At 67.8% G+C, this 16,444-nt stretch carries 15 protein-coding genes and 1 pseudogene; 9 read left to right on the top strand and 7 right to left on the bottom strand.

The window, feature by feature from the left end; genetic code table 11:
• Positions 1 to 33 precede the first annotated feature (33 nt).
• A complete protein-coding gene (locus V7Q39_RS08485) occupies positions 34 to 981 on the top strand; it encodes a 1-phosphofructokinase family hexose kinase (protein ID WP_333816133.1) in 948 nt (315 codons plus the stop codon).
• Between the two features lie 85 nt (positions 982 to 1,066).
• Here the strand turns inward: V7Q39_RS08485 and V7Q39_RS08480 are convergent, their stop codons facing one another.
• From V7Q39_RS08480 to V7Q39_RS08470, 3 genes are read right to left on the bottom strand one after another with little or no spacing between them, the layout of a single operon-like run.
• Positions 1,067 to 2,005, bottom strand: a complete 939-nt coding sequence (locus V7Q39_RS08480) for an endonuclease/exonuclease/phosphatase family protein (RefSeq protein ID WP_333816130.1) — start codon at positions 2,003 to 2,005, stop codon at positions 1,067 to 1,069.
• A gap of 28 nt (positions 2,006 to 2,033) precedes the next feature.
• A complete protein-coding gene (locus V7Q39_RS08475; RefSeq protein WP_333816129.1) occupies positions 2,034 to 2,447 on the bottom strand; it encodes a hypothetical protein in 414 nt (137 codons plus the stop codon).
• Positions 2,437 to 4,095, bottom strand: coding sequence for an NAD+ synthase (locus V7Q39_RS08470; RefSeq protein WP_333816128.1), 1,659 nt, complete (start codon positions 4,093 to 4,095; stop codon positions 2,437 to 2,439). The genes V7Q39_RS08475 and V7Q39_RS08470 overlap by 11 nt, the downstream gene beginning before the upstream one ends.
• Before the next feature lie 151 nt (positions 4,096 to 4,246).
• Between V7Q39_RS08470 and V7Q39_RS08465 the strand changes: the two genes are divergently transcribed.
• Together V7Q39_RS08465 and zapE are read left to right on the top strand one after the other, a co-directional pair.
• Positions 4,247 to 5,722 carry a 2-isopropylmalate synthase gene (locus V7Q39_RS08465; protein WP_333816127.1) on the top strand — a complete coding sequence of 492 codons (1,476 nt, stop codon included), beginning with the start codon at positions 4,247 to 4,249 and terminating at the stop codon, positions 5,720 to 5,722.
• Between the two features lie 681 nt (positions 5,723 to 6,403).
• Positions 6,404 to 7,483, top strand: a complete 1,080-nt coding sequence (gene zapE / locus V7Q39_RS08460; RefSeq protein WP_333816126.1) for a cell division protein ZapE — start codon at positions 6,404 to 6,406, stop codon at positions 7,481 to 7,483.
• Here zapE and V7Q39_RS08455 read toward each other — a convergent pair.
• The 3 genes from V7Q39_RS08455 to serB are packed head-to-tail and all read right to left on the bottom strand — an operon-like array spanning position 7,480 to position 9,626.
• Positions 7,480 to 8,241, bottom strand: a complete 762-nt coding sequence (locus tag V7Q39_RS08455) for a TSUP family transporter (protein ID WP_333816125.1) — start codon at positions 8,239 to 8,241, stop codon at positions 7,480 to 7,482. The two genes, zapE and V7Q39_RS08455, sit on opposite strands and share 4 nt — an antisense overlap.
• Before the next feature lie 45 nt (positions 8,242 to 8,286).
• Positions 8,287 to 8,754, bottom strand: coding sequence for a GNAT family N-acetyltransferase (locus tag V7Q39_RS08450; protein ID WP_333816124.1), 468 nt, complete (start codon positions 8,752 to 8,754; stop codon positions 8,287 to 8,289).
• Entirely contained in the window at positions 8,751 to 9,626 is an 876-nt protein-coding gene (gene serB / locus V7Q39_RS08445; protein ID WP_333816132.1) for a phosphoserine phosphatase SerB, read from the bottom strand. The genes V7Q39_RS08450 and serB overlap by 4 nt, the downstream gene beginning before the upstream one ends.
• 153 nt (positions 9,627 to 9,779) lie before the next feature.
• On the opposite strand from serB, the gene V7Q39_RS08440 reads away from it, so the two are divergent.
• The 5 genes from V7Q39_RS08440 to V7Q39_RS08420 all read left to right on the top strand — a co-directional run bounded on the left by V7Q39_RS08440 (position 9,780) and on the right by V7Q39_RS08420 (position 14,789).
• The gene (locus V7Q39_RS08440; protein WP_333816123.1) at positions 9,780 to 10,937 is read left to right on the top strand and encodes a phosphoserine transaminase; all 1,158 of its coding nucleotides are present in this window, start codon (positions 9,780 to 9,782) and stop codon (positions 10,935 to 10,937) included.
• Positions 10,938 to 11,028: 91 nt separating this feature from the next.
• Entirely contained in the window at positions 11,029 to 12,624 is a 1,596-nt protein-coding gene (gene serA, locus V7Q39_RS08435) for a phosphoglycerate dehydrogenase (RefSeq protein WP_333816131.1), read from the top strand.
• Positions 12,625 to 12,666: 42 nt separating this feature from the next.
• On the top strand, positions 12,667 to 13,260 hold the full coding sequence (locus V7Q39_RS08430; protein ID WP_333816122.1) for a dimethylsulfonioproprionate lyase family protein: 594 nt from the start codon (positions 12,667 to 12,669) through the stop codon (positions 13,258 to 13,260).
• 124 nt (positions 13,261 to 13,384) lie between these two features.
• Entirely contained in the window at positions 13,385 to 14,137 is a 753-nt protein-coding gene (locus V7Q39_RS08425) for a metallophosphoesterase family protein (RefSeq protein WP_333816121.1), read from the top strand.
• A 76-nt stretch (positions 14,138 to 14,213) separates the two neighbouring features.
• Positions 14,214 to 14,789, top strand: coding sequence for a DUF2585 domain-containing protein (locus V7Q39_RS08420; RefSeq protein ID WP_333816120.1), 576 nt, complete (start codon positions 14,214 to 14,216; stop codon positions 14,787 to 14,789).
• Positions 14,790 to 14,817: 28 nt separating this feature from the next.
• Here V7Q39_RS08420 and V7Q39_RS08415 read toward each other — a convergent pair whose 3' ends face one another.
• Positions 14,818 to 15,918 carry an MFS transporter gene (locus V7Q39_RS08415; RefSeq protein ID WP_333816119.1) on the bottom strand — a complete coding sequence of 367 codons (1,101 nt, stop codon included), beginning with the start codon at positions 15,916 to 15,918 and terminating at the stop codon, positions 14,818 to 14,820.
• Between the two features lie 129 nt (positions 15,919 to 16,047).
• Here V7Q39_RS08415 and V7Q39_RS08410 point away from each other — a divergent pair.
• Positions 16,048 to 16,444 (top strand): annotated as a pseudogene (locus V7Q39_RS08410) (beta-ketoacyl synthase N-terminal-like domain-containing protein); the annotation flags it as partial.

The following is a 16,444-nucleotide window of genomic DNA, read 5'->3' as shown; positions in this document are numbered from 1 at the left end:
CTCTATGATAGCGGTAACATCCACAGGTGCCGCATGTCCCAGCTTCCGATCCTGACCCTCACGCTCAACCCCGCACTCGACATGGCGACCGAGGTGCATGAGCTGATCCCCGGCCACAAGCTGCGCTGCGCCGAGCCGCTGCTTGACCCGGGCGGCGGCGGCCTCAACGTCAGTCGCGCGATCAAGGCGCTGGGGGGCGACAGCCTGGCGCTGGTCGCCATCGGCGGGCTGACCGGCGACCGGCTGGCGGGTCTGATCCGGGCCGAGGGCGTGACCTTCCTCTCCATCCTCGGCCCCGGCGAGACGCGCCAGTCCTTGACCGTCAACGAAGCCACCACCGGCAAGCAATACCGCTTCATGCTGCCCGGCCCGGTCTGGGGCGAGGCGGAGCGCGCGCGGGTCTTCACCCTCCTGCGCGCCACCGCCCGGCCCGGCGGCATCTCGGTGATCTCCGGCAGCCAGCCCCCCGGCGTGCCGGTCGACTTCCCGGCGCAACTCGCCGCCTCGATGCCGGAAAGCCGCATCGTGCTCGACACGTCCGGCGCCACCCTGACCGAGGCGGTGCGCCATCCGATCCCCGGCCTCGAGGTCCTGCGCATGGACGGGCCCGAAGGTGAGGAGCTGGCGGGCAAGCCGCTCCCCAGCCTTTCCGACACGGCCGAGTTCGCGCAGTCGCTGGTCCGCCGGGGCGTGGCGAAGACGGTGATCGTCGCGCGCGGGGCCGAAGGCAACGTGATGGCCGATGCCGGGCAGAAGCTTTTCGCCAAAGCCGCCAAGGTGCGGGTGAAATCCACCGTCGGCGCGGGTGACAGTTTCGTCGCCGCCTTCGTGCTGGCCCTAGCACAGGGCCAGACCAATGCCGAGGCTTTGGCCCTTGGATCAGCCGCCGCTTCCGCCGCCGTCACCACCGATGCGACACAACTCTGCCGCCCGGAAGACGTGATGCGCCTTCTGCGCGAATGCACCGTCAGCGCGGTGTAGGGTGGGTGAAACCCATCTTACGGCGCGATCCCAAGCCCAAGGCAAATCGTAGGGTGCGTGCTTGCACGCACCATCCACCCTCGCCTCAGAACTCCACCTCGGCCACCACCGCCCGGTGGTCGGACGGCCAGGGCGTGACCACGATGTCGCTGCGCGGCCCGTCCTCGCCGACGATGGCGGCCTCCTTCACGCGGACGTCCTCGCCCCTGACCAGCACGAAGTCGATCCGGTCCGGGTGGTCGTCCTTGGCCGCCTCGTCATAGGTCGGCGTCCAGGTATAGGCCGGTTTCGCCACCGGATCGGGCCAGACCGCCCGATAGGCATCGACGAACCCTTCTGCCACCAGCCGCCCGGTGGACGGCCACTTCACCGCCACCGGATGATGCCCCGCCGCCACCGCCTCGGGCGTCCAGTCATGGACCGAAGGCTCGTTGAAATCGCCGGTGACGAAGATCGCCGCCGCGCCCTCCGCCGCCGCCATGTCCCCGGTCAGCAGGTCCAGCCCCGGACCGCGGGTCTCGGTCGCGTACTTCACCGCCTCCGCCTCGGTGGTGATGAAGGGGGCAGGCCCGTATTCGATGCCCAGCAGCTGGTAGGGCTGGTAGGGTTCGTCATCCAGATGGATGTTGAACAGCCAGACCATGTGGCCGTTCACATCCAGCGGCACCCCCAGATCATTGGCCGAGGCTTCCCCGATGGGATAGCGCGAGATCACCGCATTGGCCCAGAGCGCCGCATTCTCGCCCGTCTGGTCATGGACGTGCCAGCCCAGCGCCGCCGCGATGGCCGGGGCGACGCTGTCCCCCACCGCCGGGCAATGCTCCGCCGTGCAGGGGTCGCTTTCCAGCCGTGTCTCCTGCAAGCCCACCACATCGGCCCCGGCGGCCTTGATCGCCGCGACCGTCTCCTCGATCCCCTTGCCCTCGTTCGCGCCGCCGCCCCAGACGTTGAAGCTCATCACCCGCAACGTCTCGGCCGCCGCCGGAGCGGCGCACAGCGCCAGAAGTCCTGCCCACCGGATCATCGTCCCCTCCCCCAAGGTTTTCCTGCGGTCAGGCTAGCGCAAAGCGCCGCATCGGTCGATGGCTCCGACCGACCGCGCTGGAGCCCGCAATCATCTCGCCCTGGTGGCGCAGCTTCGCGGCCAGCCCCATCTGGTCCACCCAGTCGCGCATCGGCGGGGTCAGCGTGCCGTAAAGGTCGACCCGCGCCAGCCGCGCCGCCGCGCGCAGGGAAACCATCTCCTGCCAGGCCATGGTCTTCTCATGATGGCCGACCCAGGCCTCCGGCCCCTCGTAGACCGCCACCAGCCGCCGTTCCTTCGGGCCGGACCCGAAGAAGCGGTAGCTCCGCAGCCCCTCGTGCGCCTGAAGGCGCATCCGCGCCACCAGAAGCTTCACCGCGCGCTCGAAAGCCTCGGGATCGCGGAGCGTGTAGAAATTGGCGACGACGATCTCAGAGGTCATCGCGCCAGCGGTTCACGATCGGGTAGCGCCGGTCCAGCCAGAAGGCCTTCTGCGTCAGCCGCACGCCGGGGGCCGACTGGAACCGCTTGTATTCCGCCAGATAGAGGAGATGCTCCACCCTTTTCACCACCGCCCGGTCAAAGCCCAAAGCGACGATCTCGGCGACCGCCATCTCCTTTTCCACCAGACATTCCAGGATCGCGTCCAGCACCTCATAGGGCGGCAGGCTGTCGTCGTCGCGCTGGTTCGCGCGCAGCTCCGCGCTGGGCGGCTTCTCGATGATCCGCTGCGGGATCACCTCGCCCGGCGGACCCTTCATCCAGGGCCGGTGGTTCTGGTTCCGCCATTTCGCGGTCAGAAACATCCGGGTCTTGTACATGTCCTTGACCGGGTTGTAGCCGCCGTTCATGTCGCCGTAGATCGTGCAATAGCCCACCGCCATTTCCGACTTGTTGCCGGTGGTCAGCAGCATCTCGCCGAACTTGTTCGACAGGGCCATCAGCAGAAGGCCCCTGAGCCGCGACTGGATGTTCTCCTCGGTGATCCCCGGCTCGGTCCCGGCAAAGAGCGGCGCCAGCGCCTCGCCCACCGCCGCCTGCGCGCCCGAGATCGGCACCGTGTCCAGTCGGCACCCCAGGGCCTGCGCCGCCGCCGTCGCATCCTCCAGCGAATGGGCGCTGGTGAACGCGCTCGGCAGCATCACGCAGCGCACATTCTCCGGCCCCAGCGCATCCACCGCCATCGCCGCGACGATGGCGCTGTCGATCCCGCCCGACAGCCCCAGCAGCGCCTTGCGGAAGCCGGTCTTGCGCATGTAGTCGCCCAAAGCCAGCACGCAGGCGCGATAATCCGCCTCGCCGATCGGCGGGATCTCGGCAATCTCCCCCTGGTCGGCGATCCACCCGTCCGCCCCCCGGCGGAAGGTCACCATCACCTCGCATTCGTCGAACTGCGGCAGCTGCGCCGCCAGCCGCCCGCCGGGGTTCAGCACCATCGACGACCCGTCGAACACCTGGTCGTCCTGCCCGCCCACCATGTTCAGATAGACCAGCGGCAATCCCGTCTCGACCACCCGGCTGACCATCAGGTTCAGCCGCAGGTTCGGCTTGCCCCGGTGATAGGGCGAGCCATTGGGGATCAGCAGGATCTCCGCCCCCGTCTCGGCCAGCGTCTCGGCCACGTCCGGGTGCCAGGCGTCCTCGCAGATCGGGGTCCCGATCCGCACGCCCTTCACCACATAGGGCCCATGCACATCGGCCGAGGCGAAGATGCGCTTCTCGTCGAACACCGCGTCGTTCGGCAGGTGGTGCTTCAGCACCCGCGCATGAACCCGCCCGCCCTCCAGCACGTAATAGCCGTTGTAAAGCCTGCCCCCCTGCATGACCGGCCCGCCGATCCCCAGCGCCGGGCCGTCGACACAACCCGCGGCCAAGGCCTCCACCGCGGCAATCGCCGCGCTGACGAAGGCCGGCTTCAGGATCAGGTCCTGCGTCTGGTAGCCGGTCACGAACATCTCGGTCAGCGCGACCATATCCGCCCCCGCCGCGCGCGCCGTTTCCCAGGCCGCCCGCGCCCGCGCGATGTTCCCCGCGATGTCCCCCACCACCGGATTCAGCTGCGCCAGCATCAGTTTGAACATGTCGGTCATGGCAGGGTCCCCACTACATCCTCTCCTTCTACCAGACTTGGCCCCAAGGGAAAGTGGTTCAGACCCGCTTACGCCCCTGTGAGTGTCAGAACCTTGTCACCTTGGAACCCGCCCCTTACCCTGCCCGCGACGCCACCCCGGGGATTCGCCCATGCGCCTTCCGACCGCCCTCTTCCTTGCCGCCCTTGCCCTCCCGTCAGCCCTTCCAGCCCGGGCCCAGGACGGCGAGGTCATCACCAAGCAATATGACGATGGTTCGGTCTACGAAGGCACCTTCCTGAACGGCCGCCAGCACGGGACCGGCACCTACCGCCTTCCCTCGGGCTTCGAATACACCGGCGACTGGGTCGATGGCGAGATTACCGGCCAGGGCACCGCCCGCTACCCCAATGGCTCGGTCTATGAAGGCACTTTCGAGAAAGGCCAGCCCGACGGCATCGGCAAGATCACCGCCCCCGATGGCCGCACCTATGAAGGCGACTGGGTCCAGGGCCAGATGACCGGCGAGGGCAAGGCCACCTATGCCAACGGCTCGGTCTACGAAGGCAGCTTCGTCAAGGGCACCCACAACGGCAAGGGCAAGCTGACCAACCCCTCGGGCTATACCTACGAGGGCGACTGGGTGCTGGGCGTCAAGGAAGGCCAGGGCAAGATCACCTATCCCGACGGCACCGTCTATCAAGGCACGCTGGTCAAGGGGCAACGCTCGGGCAGGGGCAAGCTCACCATGCCGGACGGCCTCGCCTACCAGGGCGACTGGGCCGAGGGGCAGATCAACGGCAACGGCATCCTGACCCAGCCGAACGGCGACCTCTACGAAGGCAGCTTCAAGGACGGCCTGCGCGAGGGCCAGGGCAAGCTGACCCACAAGAACGGCGACATCTACTTCGGCACCTGGGTCAAGGACCACCGCCAGGGCCAGGGCAGCTTCACCACCGCCGACGGGTTCAAATACGAAGGCAGCTGGGTCGCGGGCAAGATGGAGGGCACGGGGTCCATCACCTATCCCGACGGCTCGGTCTACATCGGCGCGATGAAGGCCGACCAGCCGAACGGCCAGGGCGCGATCACCTATCCCGACGGCTCCACCTACCAGGGCAACTGGACGGCCGGCGTGATCGACGGCCAGGGCCGCGCCACCTACAAGGATGGTCGCGTCTACGAAGGCGCGTTCAAGAACGCCAAGCCCGAGGGCAAGGGCGTGATGACCTATGCCGACGGCTACCGCTACGAAGGCGACTGGGTCGGCGGCGAGCGTCAGGGCGTGGGCGCCGCGGTCTATCCCGACGGCAGCCTCTACAAGGGCGAGTTCAAGGCGGGCCTCCGCGACGGCCAGGGCGAGTTCTCCACCACCGACGGGTTCAAATATGTGGGCCAATGGGTGGCAGGCGAGATCGAAGGGCAGGGCACGGCCACCTACCCCCAGGGCGACGTCTACGAGGGCCTCTTCAAGGCGGGCAAGCGCGAGGGCCAGGGCAAGCTCACCTACAAGAAGGGCGGCGAGGTGGCCGAGGGAATCTGGCGGAACGGGATATTGACGGCCCCGCCGGAGGGGGCGGCCGAAGAGGAGGCCCCCGCCGCGCCAGCCGAGGGCGAAGCCCCCGCAGAACCTGCGGCGAACCCGTAGGTCGGGCTTCAGCCCGGCTCTTCCGCCTGCTCCAAATCGTAGGGTGCGCCATGGCGCACCACTCCCGGCACCCCACAGGGCAGCGCCCGACCGCCGGGTGGGCGAACGACGCCCGACTGAAGCGCTTTATGGCTCCAGGCACTTCCCCCGAAGTTCTGCTGGCACCCTGGCAAAGCGCCCGCCCGAGGGGGCGGCCGGGCGCTGCCCGGCGGCGCATGAGCGCCTTGATTCCGGGCGAAAGTAGAAGAGTATCAGCTCCAGTTGGAGATCACGGAAATGCGGCCTACAACCTAGGCTAATTGGAGCGGACATGAACCTTCACGACGTCCACTGCTGCTTCTGCAATCAAACCCTTAGCCACAGAAAAGCGGTTGTGCTTGATGCATATCCGAACCCTGAGCGCGTTGAAGTTCAAACCTTCTTTGCTCATCTTTCCTGTTTCTCCAACACCTTGCACCCGGCGATACCGAATATGCTCAACTTGCTTGAGGATTGACCGGGGACAGGGTGCATTGCCTCCGGAACAATTTGGATTGACTGCGGGCTCATCCCCACCCCGGTTAACACCCCCCTAACGCCCACAGCCAACCCCTTGAAATCCCACGCCTCGCACCCTTGCCCGCGCGCGGGCAGGGCCAGAGGCCCTTGCGGCCCCCACCCCCGGCCCGCTACTCCTTCCCCATGCGCCAGACCCTGACCGAGATCTACGAGGCCCGCGTCGCCGACGGCTCCCTCAGGGCCGACCCGGCCCAGCACGCCCTCCTCCCCCGGCTGGACGAGCTCCGGTCCTGGCTGGAGGCGAACGCGACCCGCAAGGTCGGCCTCTTCGCCGGCCTCTTCGCCAAACCGATCCAGCCGCCGAAGGGTCTCTACCTCTGGGGCGGCGTCGGGCGGGGCAAATCGATGCTGATGGACCTCTTCACCGACGCCACCCAGATCACCCAGAAACGCCGCGTCCATTTCCATGCCTTCATGCAGGGCGTCCACAAGGGGATGCACGCCGCCCGGCAGCGCGGGGTGGAAGACCCGCTGGTCCCCGTCGCCGACGAGATCATCCGTGACCTCCGGCTCCTCGCCTTCGACGAGATGCAGATCACCGACATCACCGATGCGATGCTGGTGGGGCGGCTTTTCGAGAAGCTGTTCGCCGCCGGGATTGTGATCGTCACCACCTCGAACCGGCCCCCGGGCGATCTTTACAAGGACGGTCTCAACCGCGGGATCTTCCTGCCCTTCATCAACATGCTGGAGGACCGGCTGGACGTGGTGGAACTGGAAAGCCCGACCGACTACCGCCAGCACCGCCTGGCTGGCGCGCAGGTCTACTTCCACCCCGCCCGAACGGCCACCTCCCAGATCGCCGCGATCTGGACCGACCTGACCGGCGGCGCGCCGGAGCAGCCGCTGGTGCTGGAGGTGAACGGACGGCAGGTCTCCCTTCCCCGCTTCGCGAACGGGGTGGGGCGGGCCAGCTTCTGGGACCTCTGCTCGAAACCCCTCGGCCCGGCCGACTACCTCGCCATCGCCCGGGCGGTGCGGGTGCTGATCCTGGAGGACATCCCGCAGCTCTCCTCGGCCAACTACAACGAGGCGAAGCGCTTCGTGACCCTGATCGACGCCTTGTACGAGGCGAAGGTCCGCCTCATCGCCTCTGCCGCCGAGACGCCGGAACGGCTGTATATCGAGGGCGAGGGCGCCTTCGAGTTCGAGCGCACCGCCAGCCGGTTGCGCGAGATGCAGGGGGCGGGCTGGGGGCTTTAGCCCAGCGCCTGCCACAGAAGCCGCAGGGCCATCGCGGTCGAGACGAAGACCAGAAGCGGCTTGATCAGCCGTGCGCCCACCCGCATCGCCACCCGGGCCCCCAGCGCGGCCCCGGCGATCTGACCCACCGCCATCGCCAGGCCGACACCCCACCAGGTCGCGCCGGAGAAGACGAAGACCAGCAGCGACCCGGTGTTCGAGGCGAAGTTCAGCATCTTGGTATGCGCGGTCGCCTTCAGGACGCCGTAGCCCGCGAGGAGCACGAAGCCCATCATGAAGAACGATCCGGTCCCCGGGCCGAAGAAGCCGTCATAGGCCGCGACCAGCGGCACGACAGTCGCGCCGAAGACCGGCAGGGGGATCCGCGCGGCGCGGGCGTCGTCCGTGAGGCCCGGCTTCAGCGCGAAGAAGGCGGCGACGCCGATCAGCACCACCGGCATGATGATCCGCAAGACCTCGGCCGGGATGAGATGCGCGACCAGCGCGCCCCCTGCCCCCGCCGCGGCGCTGACCGCCGCCATTCCCAGCTGGTCCCGCAGGCGCACATGGCCCGCGCGGGAATAGGCCAGCATCGCCGTCCCCGAGCCGAAGGTCCCCTGCAGCTTGTTCGTCGCCAGCGCCTCGACCGGCGAGGCCCCGGCCAGAAGCAGCGCCGGAACCGTGACCAGCCCGCCCCCGCCCGCGATACTGTCGATGAACCCGGCGCAGAAGGCGGCCAGGACCAGAAGCAGGGCAAGATGGGTGGCGATCTCGAACATGCCCGGCTTGTCGCCGGTTCGTCGGGAAGGGGCAAGCCCCGCCGGCTACAGGTCGAAGCGGCGGTGAACGCGGCCAACCATTCGCCCGTCGGAGAGGGCAAAGTCAGGATCCTGAGCGATGTCACGGAAGCCGATCCGGGCATAGTAGGCCAGCCCCGGCCGGTTGTCGGCGCGGATCGAGGCGATGAGATAGTCGAAGCCCGATCCCGCCAGTGCCGCACGGGTCGCGGCGAACAGTCCCGCGCCGATCCCCTGCGCCTGCAGGCCCGGCTGGACGAAGGTGCCGATATGCGCCTCGCCCTGCCAGCGACCCACCGATTGCCAGCCGGTCACTTCGCCGTCGACGTCGGCCACCACCGAGGACAGGACATCCGCCCCGTCGACATAGTCTTCCCGCACCTGCGCCTCGGTCTTCGGATGCTCATGCGCCGTGGTGCCGCCAAGGGCGATGACGGCATTCAGCACCCTTGCCATCGCGGCGGCATCCTCGGGGCGGGCGGAGCGGAATTTCATGCGGCGAACTCCTCGCGGGAATAGCCCTGCAGGTAGAGGAGCGCGGTCAGGTCGCCGTGGTTGACCCGGACCTCGCACTCCGCCTGCACCCGCGGCTTGGCGTGGAGCGCGACACCGGTCCCCGCGGCCAGAAGCATCGGCAGATCGTTCGCGCCGTCGCCCACCGCAAGGGCCTGGGCGGGGGTGATCCCGAGCCGGGCCGTGATCTCCTGCAGCGCCAGAAGCTTGGCCTCCTTGCCAAGAATCGGTTCGGCCACCGTCCCTGTCAGCAGGCCATCGGCGACATGCAGCGTATTGGCGCGGTTCTCATCAAACCCCAGCTGCGCCGCCACGGCCGCGGTGAAGGCGGTGAACCCGCCCGAGACCAGCGCCGTATAGGCCCCCTGCGCCTTCATCGTCGCCAGCAACTGCTTGCCGCCCGGCATCAGCGTGATCCGGTCGCGCAGGACCCGGGCGATCACGCCCTCCGGCAGGCCCTTCAAGAGCCCAACCCGCTCACGCAGGGCCGCCACGAAGTCCAATTCGCCGTTCATCGCCCGTCCCGTGATCCCCGCCACATGCGCGCCTACCCCGGCCTCATCAGCCAGTTCGTCGATGCATTCCTGCTGGATCATCGTCGAATCCATGTCCGCGATCAGCAGCCGCTTCCTGCGCCCCTCGGCCTTCTGCACCACCAGGTCGACGCGCAGCGATTGCAGGCCCTCCCAGACCTGCCAGCGGTTCTCGGGCACCGTAGCCACCTCGAACTCCGCCGCCACGCCGGGGTCGAGCCAGCGCGCTGCCCCGCCGCCCCAGGCGTCGCGCAGGGACTCGACCGTCACCCGCTCCAGCACTGGCGTTTCGGGGTTGGTCAGCAGGGTCACGACATGCATGGGCAGGTTTCCGATAGTGAACACGGGCGTCGCTTTTTCGCGACCAAGCGGCGGATTAGCGCGATTTTTCCGCTTGCGCCAGAGCGGGCAGGTCATTAGCCAAGGCGGCGGGACACCCTTCCCCACCGAAGGGCTTTTAGCTGGAAGGCTACCATGACTGACCTGACCCCGCCGGCCAAGCGCCCGGCCATTCCGCGCTTTTCCTCCGGCCCCTGCGCCAAGATCCCCGGATATTCCCTGGACCTCTTGGCCGACACGCCCCTTGGCCGCAGCCACCGTGCCGCCATCGGCAAGGCGAAACTCAAGGAAGCCATCGACCTGACCCGCGAAATCCTCGGCGTGCCCGCCGACTACCGGGTCGGCATCGTCCCCGCCTCTGACACCGGCGCGGTGGAGATGGCGCTGTGGTCGCTTCTGGGTGCGCGCCCGGTAGAGATGTTGGCCTGGGAAAGCTTCGGCGAGGGCTGGGTCACGGATGTGGTCAAGCAGTTGAAACTGGACGCCACGGTGCGCAAGGCGCCCTACGGGCAGATCGTGGATTTTGCGCAGGTCGATTTCGACAAGGACGTGGTCTTCACCTGGAACGGCACCACCAGCGGTGTGCGCCTGCCGAACGGCGACGCGATCCCCGCCAGCCGCCAGGGCCTGACCATCTGCGACGCGACCAGCGCGGCCTTCGCGATGGACCTGCCCTGGGACAAGCTGGATGTGACCACGTTCAGCTGGCAGAAGGTGCTGGGCGGCGAGGGTGCGCATGGGATGCTGGTCCTCAGCCCCCGCGCGGTGGAGCGGCTGGAAAGCTACACCCCCGCCTGGCCGCTGCCGAAGATCTTCCGGCTGACCGCCAAGGGCAAGCTGATCGAAGGCATTTTCGCAGGCGAGACGATCAACACGCCGTCGATGCTGGCGAACGAGGATTACCTCGTCGCGCTGCACTGGGCGAAGTCGGTGGGCGGCCTCAAGGGCCTGATCGCCCGGGCGACGGCGAATGCGCAGGTCGTGCATGATTTCTGCGCCGCGCATCCCTGGATCGCCAATCTCGCCGAGGACCCGGCGACGGCCTCCACCACCAGCGTCTGCCTGAAGTTCACCGATCCCCGGATCACCGATGGCGAGGCCTTCGCCAAGGCGGTCGCGAAACGGATCGAGAAGGCGGGCGCGGGCTTCGACCTTGGCGCCTACCGCGATGCGCCGCCCGGATTGCGCATCTGGTGCGGATCAACGGTGGAAACCGCCGATGTGCAGGCGCTGATGCCCTGGATCGACTGGGCTTTCCACGCCGAGATCGCCGCGCTGGCGCACGCCGCGTGAGACCGACGGTGCGTGCAAGCACGCACCCTACCCATTCCCGCAATTCGTAGGGTGCGTGATTTCACGCACCACCCGCACCCCAAAGGACCCCATCATGCCCAAAGTCCTCGTTTCCGACGACCTCTCCGAAACCGCCGTCCAGATCTTCCGCGACCGGGGGCTGGAGGTCGACTACCTGCCGAAGCTCGGCAAGGACAAGGAGGCGCTTGCCGCCGCCATCGGCCAGTATGACGGCCTCGCCATCCGCTCCGCCACCAAGGTCACCGAGAAGCTCCTGCAACAGGCGACCAACCTGAAGGTTGTCGGCCGCGCCGGGATCGGGGTGGACAATGTCGACATCCCGGCCGCCTCGAAGAAGGGGGTGATCGTGATGAACACGCCCTTCGGCAACTCGATCACCACGGCGGAGCACGCCATCGCGATGATGTTCGCTGTTGCCCGGCAAATCCCCGAGGCAAATGCCTCCACCCATGCCGGAAAGTGGGAAAAGTCCAGATTCATGGGGGTGGAGCTTTTCAACAAGACGCTCGGCGTGATCGGCGCGGGCAACATCGGCGGCATCGTCTGCGACCGGGCGGTGGGGCTGCACATGAAGGTGGTGGCCTATGACCCCTTCCTGTCGGAAGAACGTGCCAAGGCGATGGGCGTGACCAAGGTGGAGCTGGACGAGCTGCTGGCGCGGGCGGATTTCATCACGCTCCATGTCCCGCTCACCGACAAGACCCGCAACATCCTGAGCCGCGAGAACCTGGCCAAGACCCGCAAGGGCGTCCGCATCATCAACTGTGCCCGGGGCGGGCTGGTGGACGAGACGGCGCTGCTTGACGCCCTCAACGCCGGTCATGTCGCGGGGGCTGCGCTCGATGTGTTCGAGGTGGAGCCCGCGACCGACAATCCGCTCTTCAACCACCCGAACGTGGTCTGCACCCCGCATCTCGGCGCCTCCACCACCGAGGCGCAGGAGAATGTCGCCCTGCAGGTGGCCGAGCAGATGTCGGACTACCTCTTGACCGGCGCGGTGCAGAACGCGCTGAACATGCCCAACGTCACGGCGGAAGAGGCCTCGGTGATGGGACCGTGGATCAAGCTTGCGTCCCATCTGGGCAGCTTCATCGGCCAGATGACGGACGAGCCGATCAAGGCGATCAACATCCTCTACGACGGCACGGTCGCCGCGATGAACCTTGCCGCGCTGAACCAGGCGGTCATCGCGGGGGTGCTGAAAGCGCAGAACCCGGATGTGAACCTCGTCTCCGCCCCGGTGGTGGCGAAGGAGAAGGGCATCCAGATCTCCACCACCCGGCAGGAGAAGACCGGGGTGTTCGACGCCTATATCAAGGTCACGATGGTGACGGACAAGCGCGAGCGGTCCGTCGCCGGGACCTGCTTCAGCGATGGCAAGCCGCGCTTCATCCAGATCAAGGGCATCAACATCGACGCCGAGATCGGCCAGCACATGCTCTATACCACCAACGAGGACGTGCCGGGGATCATCGGGCTTCTCGGCATGACCATGGGCAAGAACAACGTCAACATCGCCAACTTCACCCTCGGCCGGTCCGGCGTGGGACGCGAGGCGATCGCGATCCTCTATCTCGACCAGCCGATCGACCCGAAGGTGATCGACACGCTGGAAGGCACCGGCATGTTCCAGCAGGTCAAGGCCTTGCAGTTCGAGGTGGCCTGAACCAACCTGCCCCGGCCGGGCATCCCGCCTGGCCGAGGCCCCGTGATCCCTCTCTCGCCCCTTTTGAATGCGCTCGCCGATCTCACGGCGACCGAGCCGCGCCCCGAGGCGCAGGCGACCGCTGCCGCCCTTCGCGCTGCGGTCGATACCGGTTTTCCAACCCAACCATCCTCCGCGCTTTCTGCCGGCATCCTGCACACGGCCAGTCTGCCGGATGCCCACCCGGCGGCACGCCTTGTCCATCGGGCCCACGCCCGCCTGCCGTGGCGGGACAGCCCCGCCGCTTCGCTGCAACCGACCGCGCTTCGTGCCATCAAGTCCATCGTGACCCTCCTCGGCCCCGACGCGCCGATCCCGTCCGACGACCTTCTCTTCGGTCTCTTCTACCAGGCACCCGGCAGCTACTACCCGCTCCACGCGCATGAGGCCGCCGAGACCTATACGCTTCTTTCCGGCAGCGCCCGGTGGCAGGCGGGCGACCGCCGCTTCCTCCTGTCCCCCGGCGAGGCCGTCCATCATCCGCCGAACCTGCCCCACGCCATGCGCGCCGGTCCCGAGGGCTTCCTCGCCATCTGGCGCTGGTCCGGCGACATCTCTTTCGACAGCTACCGGATGCTGCCGGACCCCGAGGCCTGACTGCCCTTGCCCTTTCGGACCGGCCCCAATATCCCACGGACACCCCGACGGTTCCGCCCTCGGTTCCAGGAACCGGCGGGCCAAGGGGTGTGAAACCCCGGCGATTTCCAGCAGGACGTGACCCATGCACATCTACGCCATCGGCGACATCCACGGGCATCTCGGGCTTCTGCAGGCCGCCCATGACCTGATCGCCGCAGACATGGCCCGCCACGGCAAGGGGCAGACCGTCCATATCGGCGACCTCGTCGACCGTGGCCCGGACAGCCGGGGCGTGATCGACCATCTGATGCAGGGTCAGGCGCGGGGCGAGGACTGGGTGGTCCTGAAGGGCAACCACGACCGGATGTTCTCCCGCTTCCTGACCGATCCGGGCGAACAGGAGCCCGGCCTGCGGTCGGAATATTCCTGGCTTCACCCGAGGCTGGGCGGCGCGACCACGCTTGCCTCCTACGGGGTGCCCAAGGCGGCCGACCGTCCGATCCCCAAGGTTCATACCGAGTCCGTCGCCGCCGTGCCGCAGGCGCATCGCGACTATCTGAACGCGCTGCCCGCGATGCACCAGGCGGGGGATTGCGTCTTCGTCCATGCTGGCATCCGTCCCGGCGTGGCGCTGGACCAGCAGACCGAGACCGACCTGATCTGGATCCGCGATGCCTTCCTGAACGAGGTCGAGAGCTTCGGCCCGCTCGTCGTCCACGGCCACACCGCCATCGACCACGCCACCCATTACGGCAACCGCATCAACCTCGACTCCGGCGCGGCCTATGGCGGCCCGCTGTCCGCCGTGGTGATCGAGGGGCGCGAGGCCGCGCTTCTGACGCCGCAAGGCCGCAGAAAGCTCCCCGGCCCCACGCCGATGCTGTTCCAGACCTGACCGGCGGGCCACAATCTTTCACCGAACCGCAGGATCGCACTGGACGGACTGTCCGTAGCGTGATTCCTTCCGCCGCATGACATATCGCAGCGCCCCGAACCGCCTTGTCCCGATCCTGATCACCCTCGGGATCATCGTCCTGACCGCCGCCTGGCTGCTCTGGATCGGGCGCGAGCCCTGGTGCAAATGCGGCTATGTCAAGCTCTGGCACGGGCAGGTGGTCAGTTCGGAGAACTCGCAGCACATCTCGGACTGGTACACCCCCAGCCACATCATCCACGGCTTCCTGTTCTTCGGTGCGCTCTGGCTGGTCGCGCGGCGGCTGTCCTTCGGCTGGCGGCTGGCCATCGCGACGCTGGTCGAATGCGCCTGGGAGATCGTCGAGAATTCCGACGCGGTGATCGAACGCTACCGCAGCGTCACCATCTCGCTGGACTACTACGGCGATTCCGTCCTGAACACGGTCTGCGACGTGCTGGCGATGGTGCTGGGCTTCTGGCTGGCCTCGAAGCTACCGGTCTGGGCCACGGTCGCGCTGATCGTCCTTTTCGAGGGCGTGACGATGTGGGTCATCCGCGATGGCCTTGCGCTGAACATCCTCATGCTGCTCTGGCCGCTGGACAGCGTGGCGCAGTGGCAGGCCGGGCGCTGAGCAAGTCCAGGAATTTTCTGGAAGATTCCTAGACTTTCATCCGCCGCAGGCTCAGCACCGCCGCCACGGTCAGCGCCAGCGTGACCCCGGCGACGACCCAGAAGAAGCCCCGCTCGCCCGTGACCGCCATCAGCGGCGCCAGCACCAGCGGCGCGCCGATCCCGCCCACCAGGCCCGAGGCGATGATCGACGGCGGCACCCTCAGGTCCTCGCCCATCTTGGCCGAGGCGGTCACATAGAAGCCGGGGAAAAACAGCCCCGCCGAGGCTCCCATCGCCACGAAGAACAGCGACGGCGACAGGAAGACCGCCCCCAGCGCGCAGATCGCCGCCGCGCCCACCGCCAGCGTGTAAAGCAGAAAGGGCGCGATCCGGTGCGCCACGAAGATCAGCACCACCCGCGCCGCCAGGAACACCACGAAGAAGCCGCTCAGCAGTTTCGCCGCTGTCGCCTCGGCCACCCCAGCCCGGATCAGGGCGGTGGGGCCAAGGCCGATCAGGCTGGCCTCCAGCCCGATCGCCACGGCCCCGAAACCCATGATCCCCCAATGCGGGCGAAAGGCCGTGGCGGCGACTGTTGCCGCGGCGGCCTCGCGGCCCGCAGGCCCGGCAAAGGCCCAGATCGCCGCCGCGAAGGCCGCCGTCAGCCCGAAGGACCAGCGCGGGTCGCTGCCGAGTGCCACGAAGATCAGCGGCGCGGCAATGGCGCCGACGCCGAAGGTCGCGTTCAGCAGGCTCAGCATCGACGGCCCGTGCCGCCCGAAGGCGCGCAGCACCCGCGGATTGAAGACGGCGGTCGAGAGGCCATAGCCCATGCCGAAGATCACCGCGCCCGCGATGGTCATCCACCATCCGGCCAGCGCCGCAACGGCAGCCGCCCCCAGCGTCATCGCCGCCAGCGCATGCCGCGGCGTGATCCCCGCCCCGCGCAGATACATGATCGCCACCCCGAGGAAGCAGCCCACCCAATGCGCCGAGACGAGCATCCCCGCCTGCGCCTCGCTGACACCGAAGATGCGCGAGAAGGCGGGAAGCGCCGGACCATACAGCGACTGCCCCGCGCCCATCATGACAAAGGTCGCCACCCCGGCGAACAAAAGCCCGGCATGGGCCCGGATCAGGTCTTTCACGATATGCTCCCGCTGACCCGCACGGTCTCTCGCGGCTGTCAGCCGCTGTCAATGCCGCCCGTGACGTGACGTCCCCTCTGCAATCGCCGCCGGATGGTGCAGAGTGCCAGCGAAACCCCGGAGGCCCCCATGATTCACATCCTCTCTGCCGCCCGCACCGCCATCGGTGGCTTCGGCGGCGCGCTGGCCGCCCTGCCGCCCGTCGACATCGCGACCCATGCCGCGAAAGCGGCGCTGGACCGCGCCGGGGTGGAGGGCGGCCAGATCGGCCAGGTGGTCATGGGCCATGTCATCAACACCGAACCCCGCGACATGTATCTTTCCCGCGTCATGGCGATGAATGCGAGCATCCCCGAGACGACCCCTGCGATGAACGTCAACCGCCTCTGCGGCTCGGGCGCGCAGGCGGTGGTCTCTGCCGTTCAGGCGCTGATGCTAGGCGATGCCGAGATGGCGCTGGCGGGTGGGGCCGAATGCATGAGCCGCTCGCCCTATATCCTGCCCGCCGCCCGCTTCGGGCAGAAGA

Origin of the sequence: Tabrizicola sp., assembly GCF_036781545.1 — a bacterium.
Classification (GTDB): domain Bacteria; phylum Pseudomonadota; class Alphaproteobacteria; order Rhodobacterales; family Rhodobacteraceae; genus Tabrizicola.
Note: the sequence above shows the minus strand (reverse complement) of the source record. Positions and strands in the feature narration are given on the sequence as shown.

Excerpts from the sequence above, each read along its gene's own strand:
- V7Q39_RS08440 (WP_333816123.1), top strand. The coding sequence starts at position 9,780 with ATGACTGACCTGACCCCGCCGGCCAAGCGCCCGGCCATTCCGCGCTTT.
- V7Q39_RS08480 (WP_333816130.1), bottom strand. The coding sequence starts at position 2,005 with ATGATCCGGTGGGCAGGACTTCTGGCGCTGTGCGCCGCTCCGGCGGCG.
- V7Q39_RS08450 (WP_333816124.1), bottom strand. The coding sequence starts at position 8,754 with ATGAAATTCCGCTCCGCCCGCCCCGAGGATGCCGCCGCGATGGCAAGG.
- serB (WP_333816132.1), bottom strand. The coding sequence starts at position 9,626 with ATGCATGTCGTGACCCTGCTGACCAACCCCGAAACGCCAGTGCTGGAG.
- V7Q39_RS08475 (WP_333816129.1), bottom strand. The coding sequence starts at position 2,447 with ATGACCTCTGAGATCGTCGTCGCCAATTTCTACACGCTCCGCGATCCC.
- V7Q39_RS08485 (WP_333816133.1), top strand. The coding sequence starts at position 34 with ATGTCCCAGCTTCCGATCCTGACCCTCACGCTCAACCCCGCACTCGAC.
- V7Q39_RS08455 (WP_333816125.1), bottom strand. The coding sequence starts at position 8,241 with ATGTTCGAGATCGCCACCCATCTTGCCCTGCTTCTGGTCCTGGCCGCC.
- V7Q39_RS08425 (WP_333816121.1), top strand. The coding sequence starts at position 13,385 with ATGCACATCTACGCCATCGGCGACATCCACGGGCATCTCGGGCTTCTG.
- zapE (WP_333816126.1), top strand. The coding sequence starts at position 6,404 with ATGCGCCAGACCCTGACCGAGATCTACGAGGCCCGCGTCGCCGACGGC.
- V7Q39_RS08465 (WP_333816127.1), top strand. The coding sequence starts at position 4,247 with ATGCGCCTTCCGACCGCCCTCTTCCTTGCCGCCCTTGCCCTCCCGTCA.
- V7Q39_RS08470 (WP_333816128.1), bottom strand. The coding sequence starts at position 4,095 with ATGACCGACATGTTCAAACTGATGCTGGCGCAGCTGAATCCGGTGGTG.
- V7Q39_RS08420 (WP_333816120.1), top strand. The coding sequence starts at position 14,214 with ATGACATATCGCAGCGCCCCGAACCGCCTTGTCCCGATCCTGATCACC.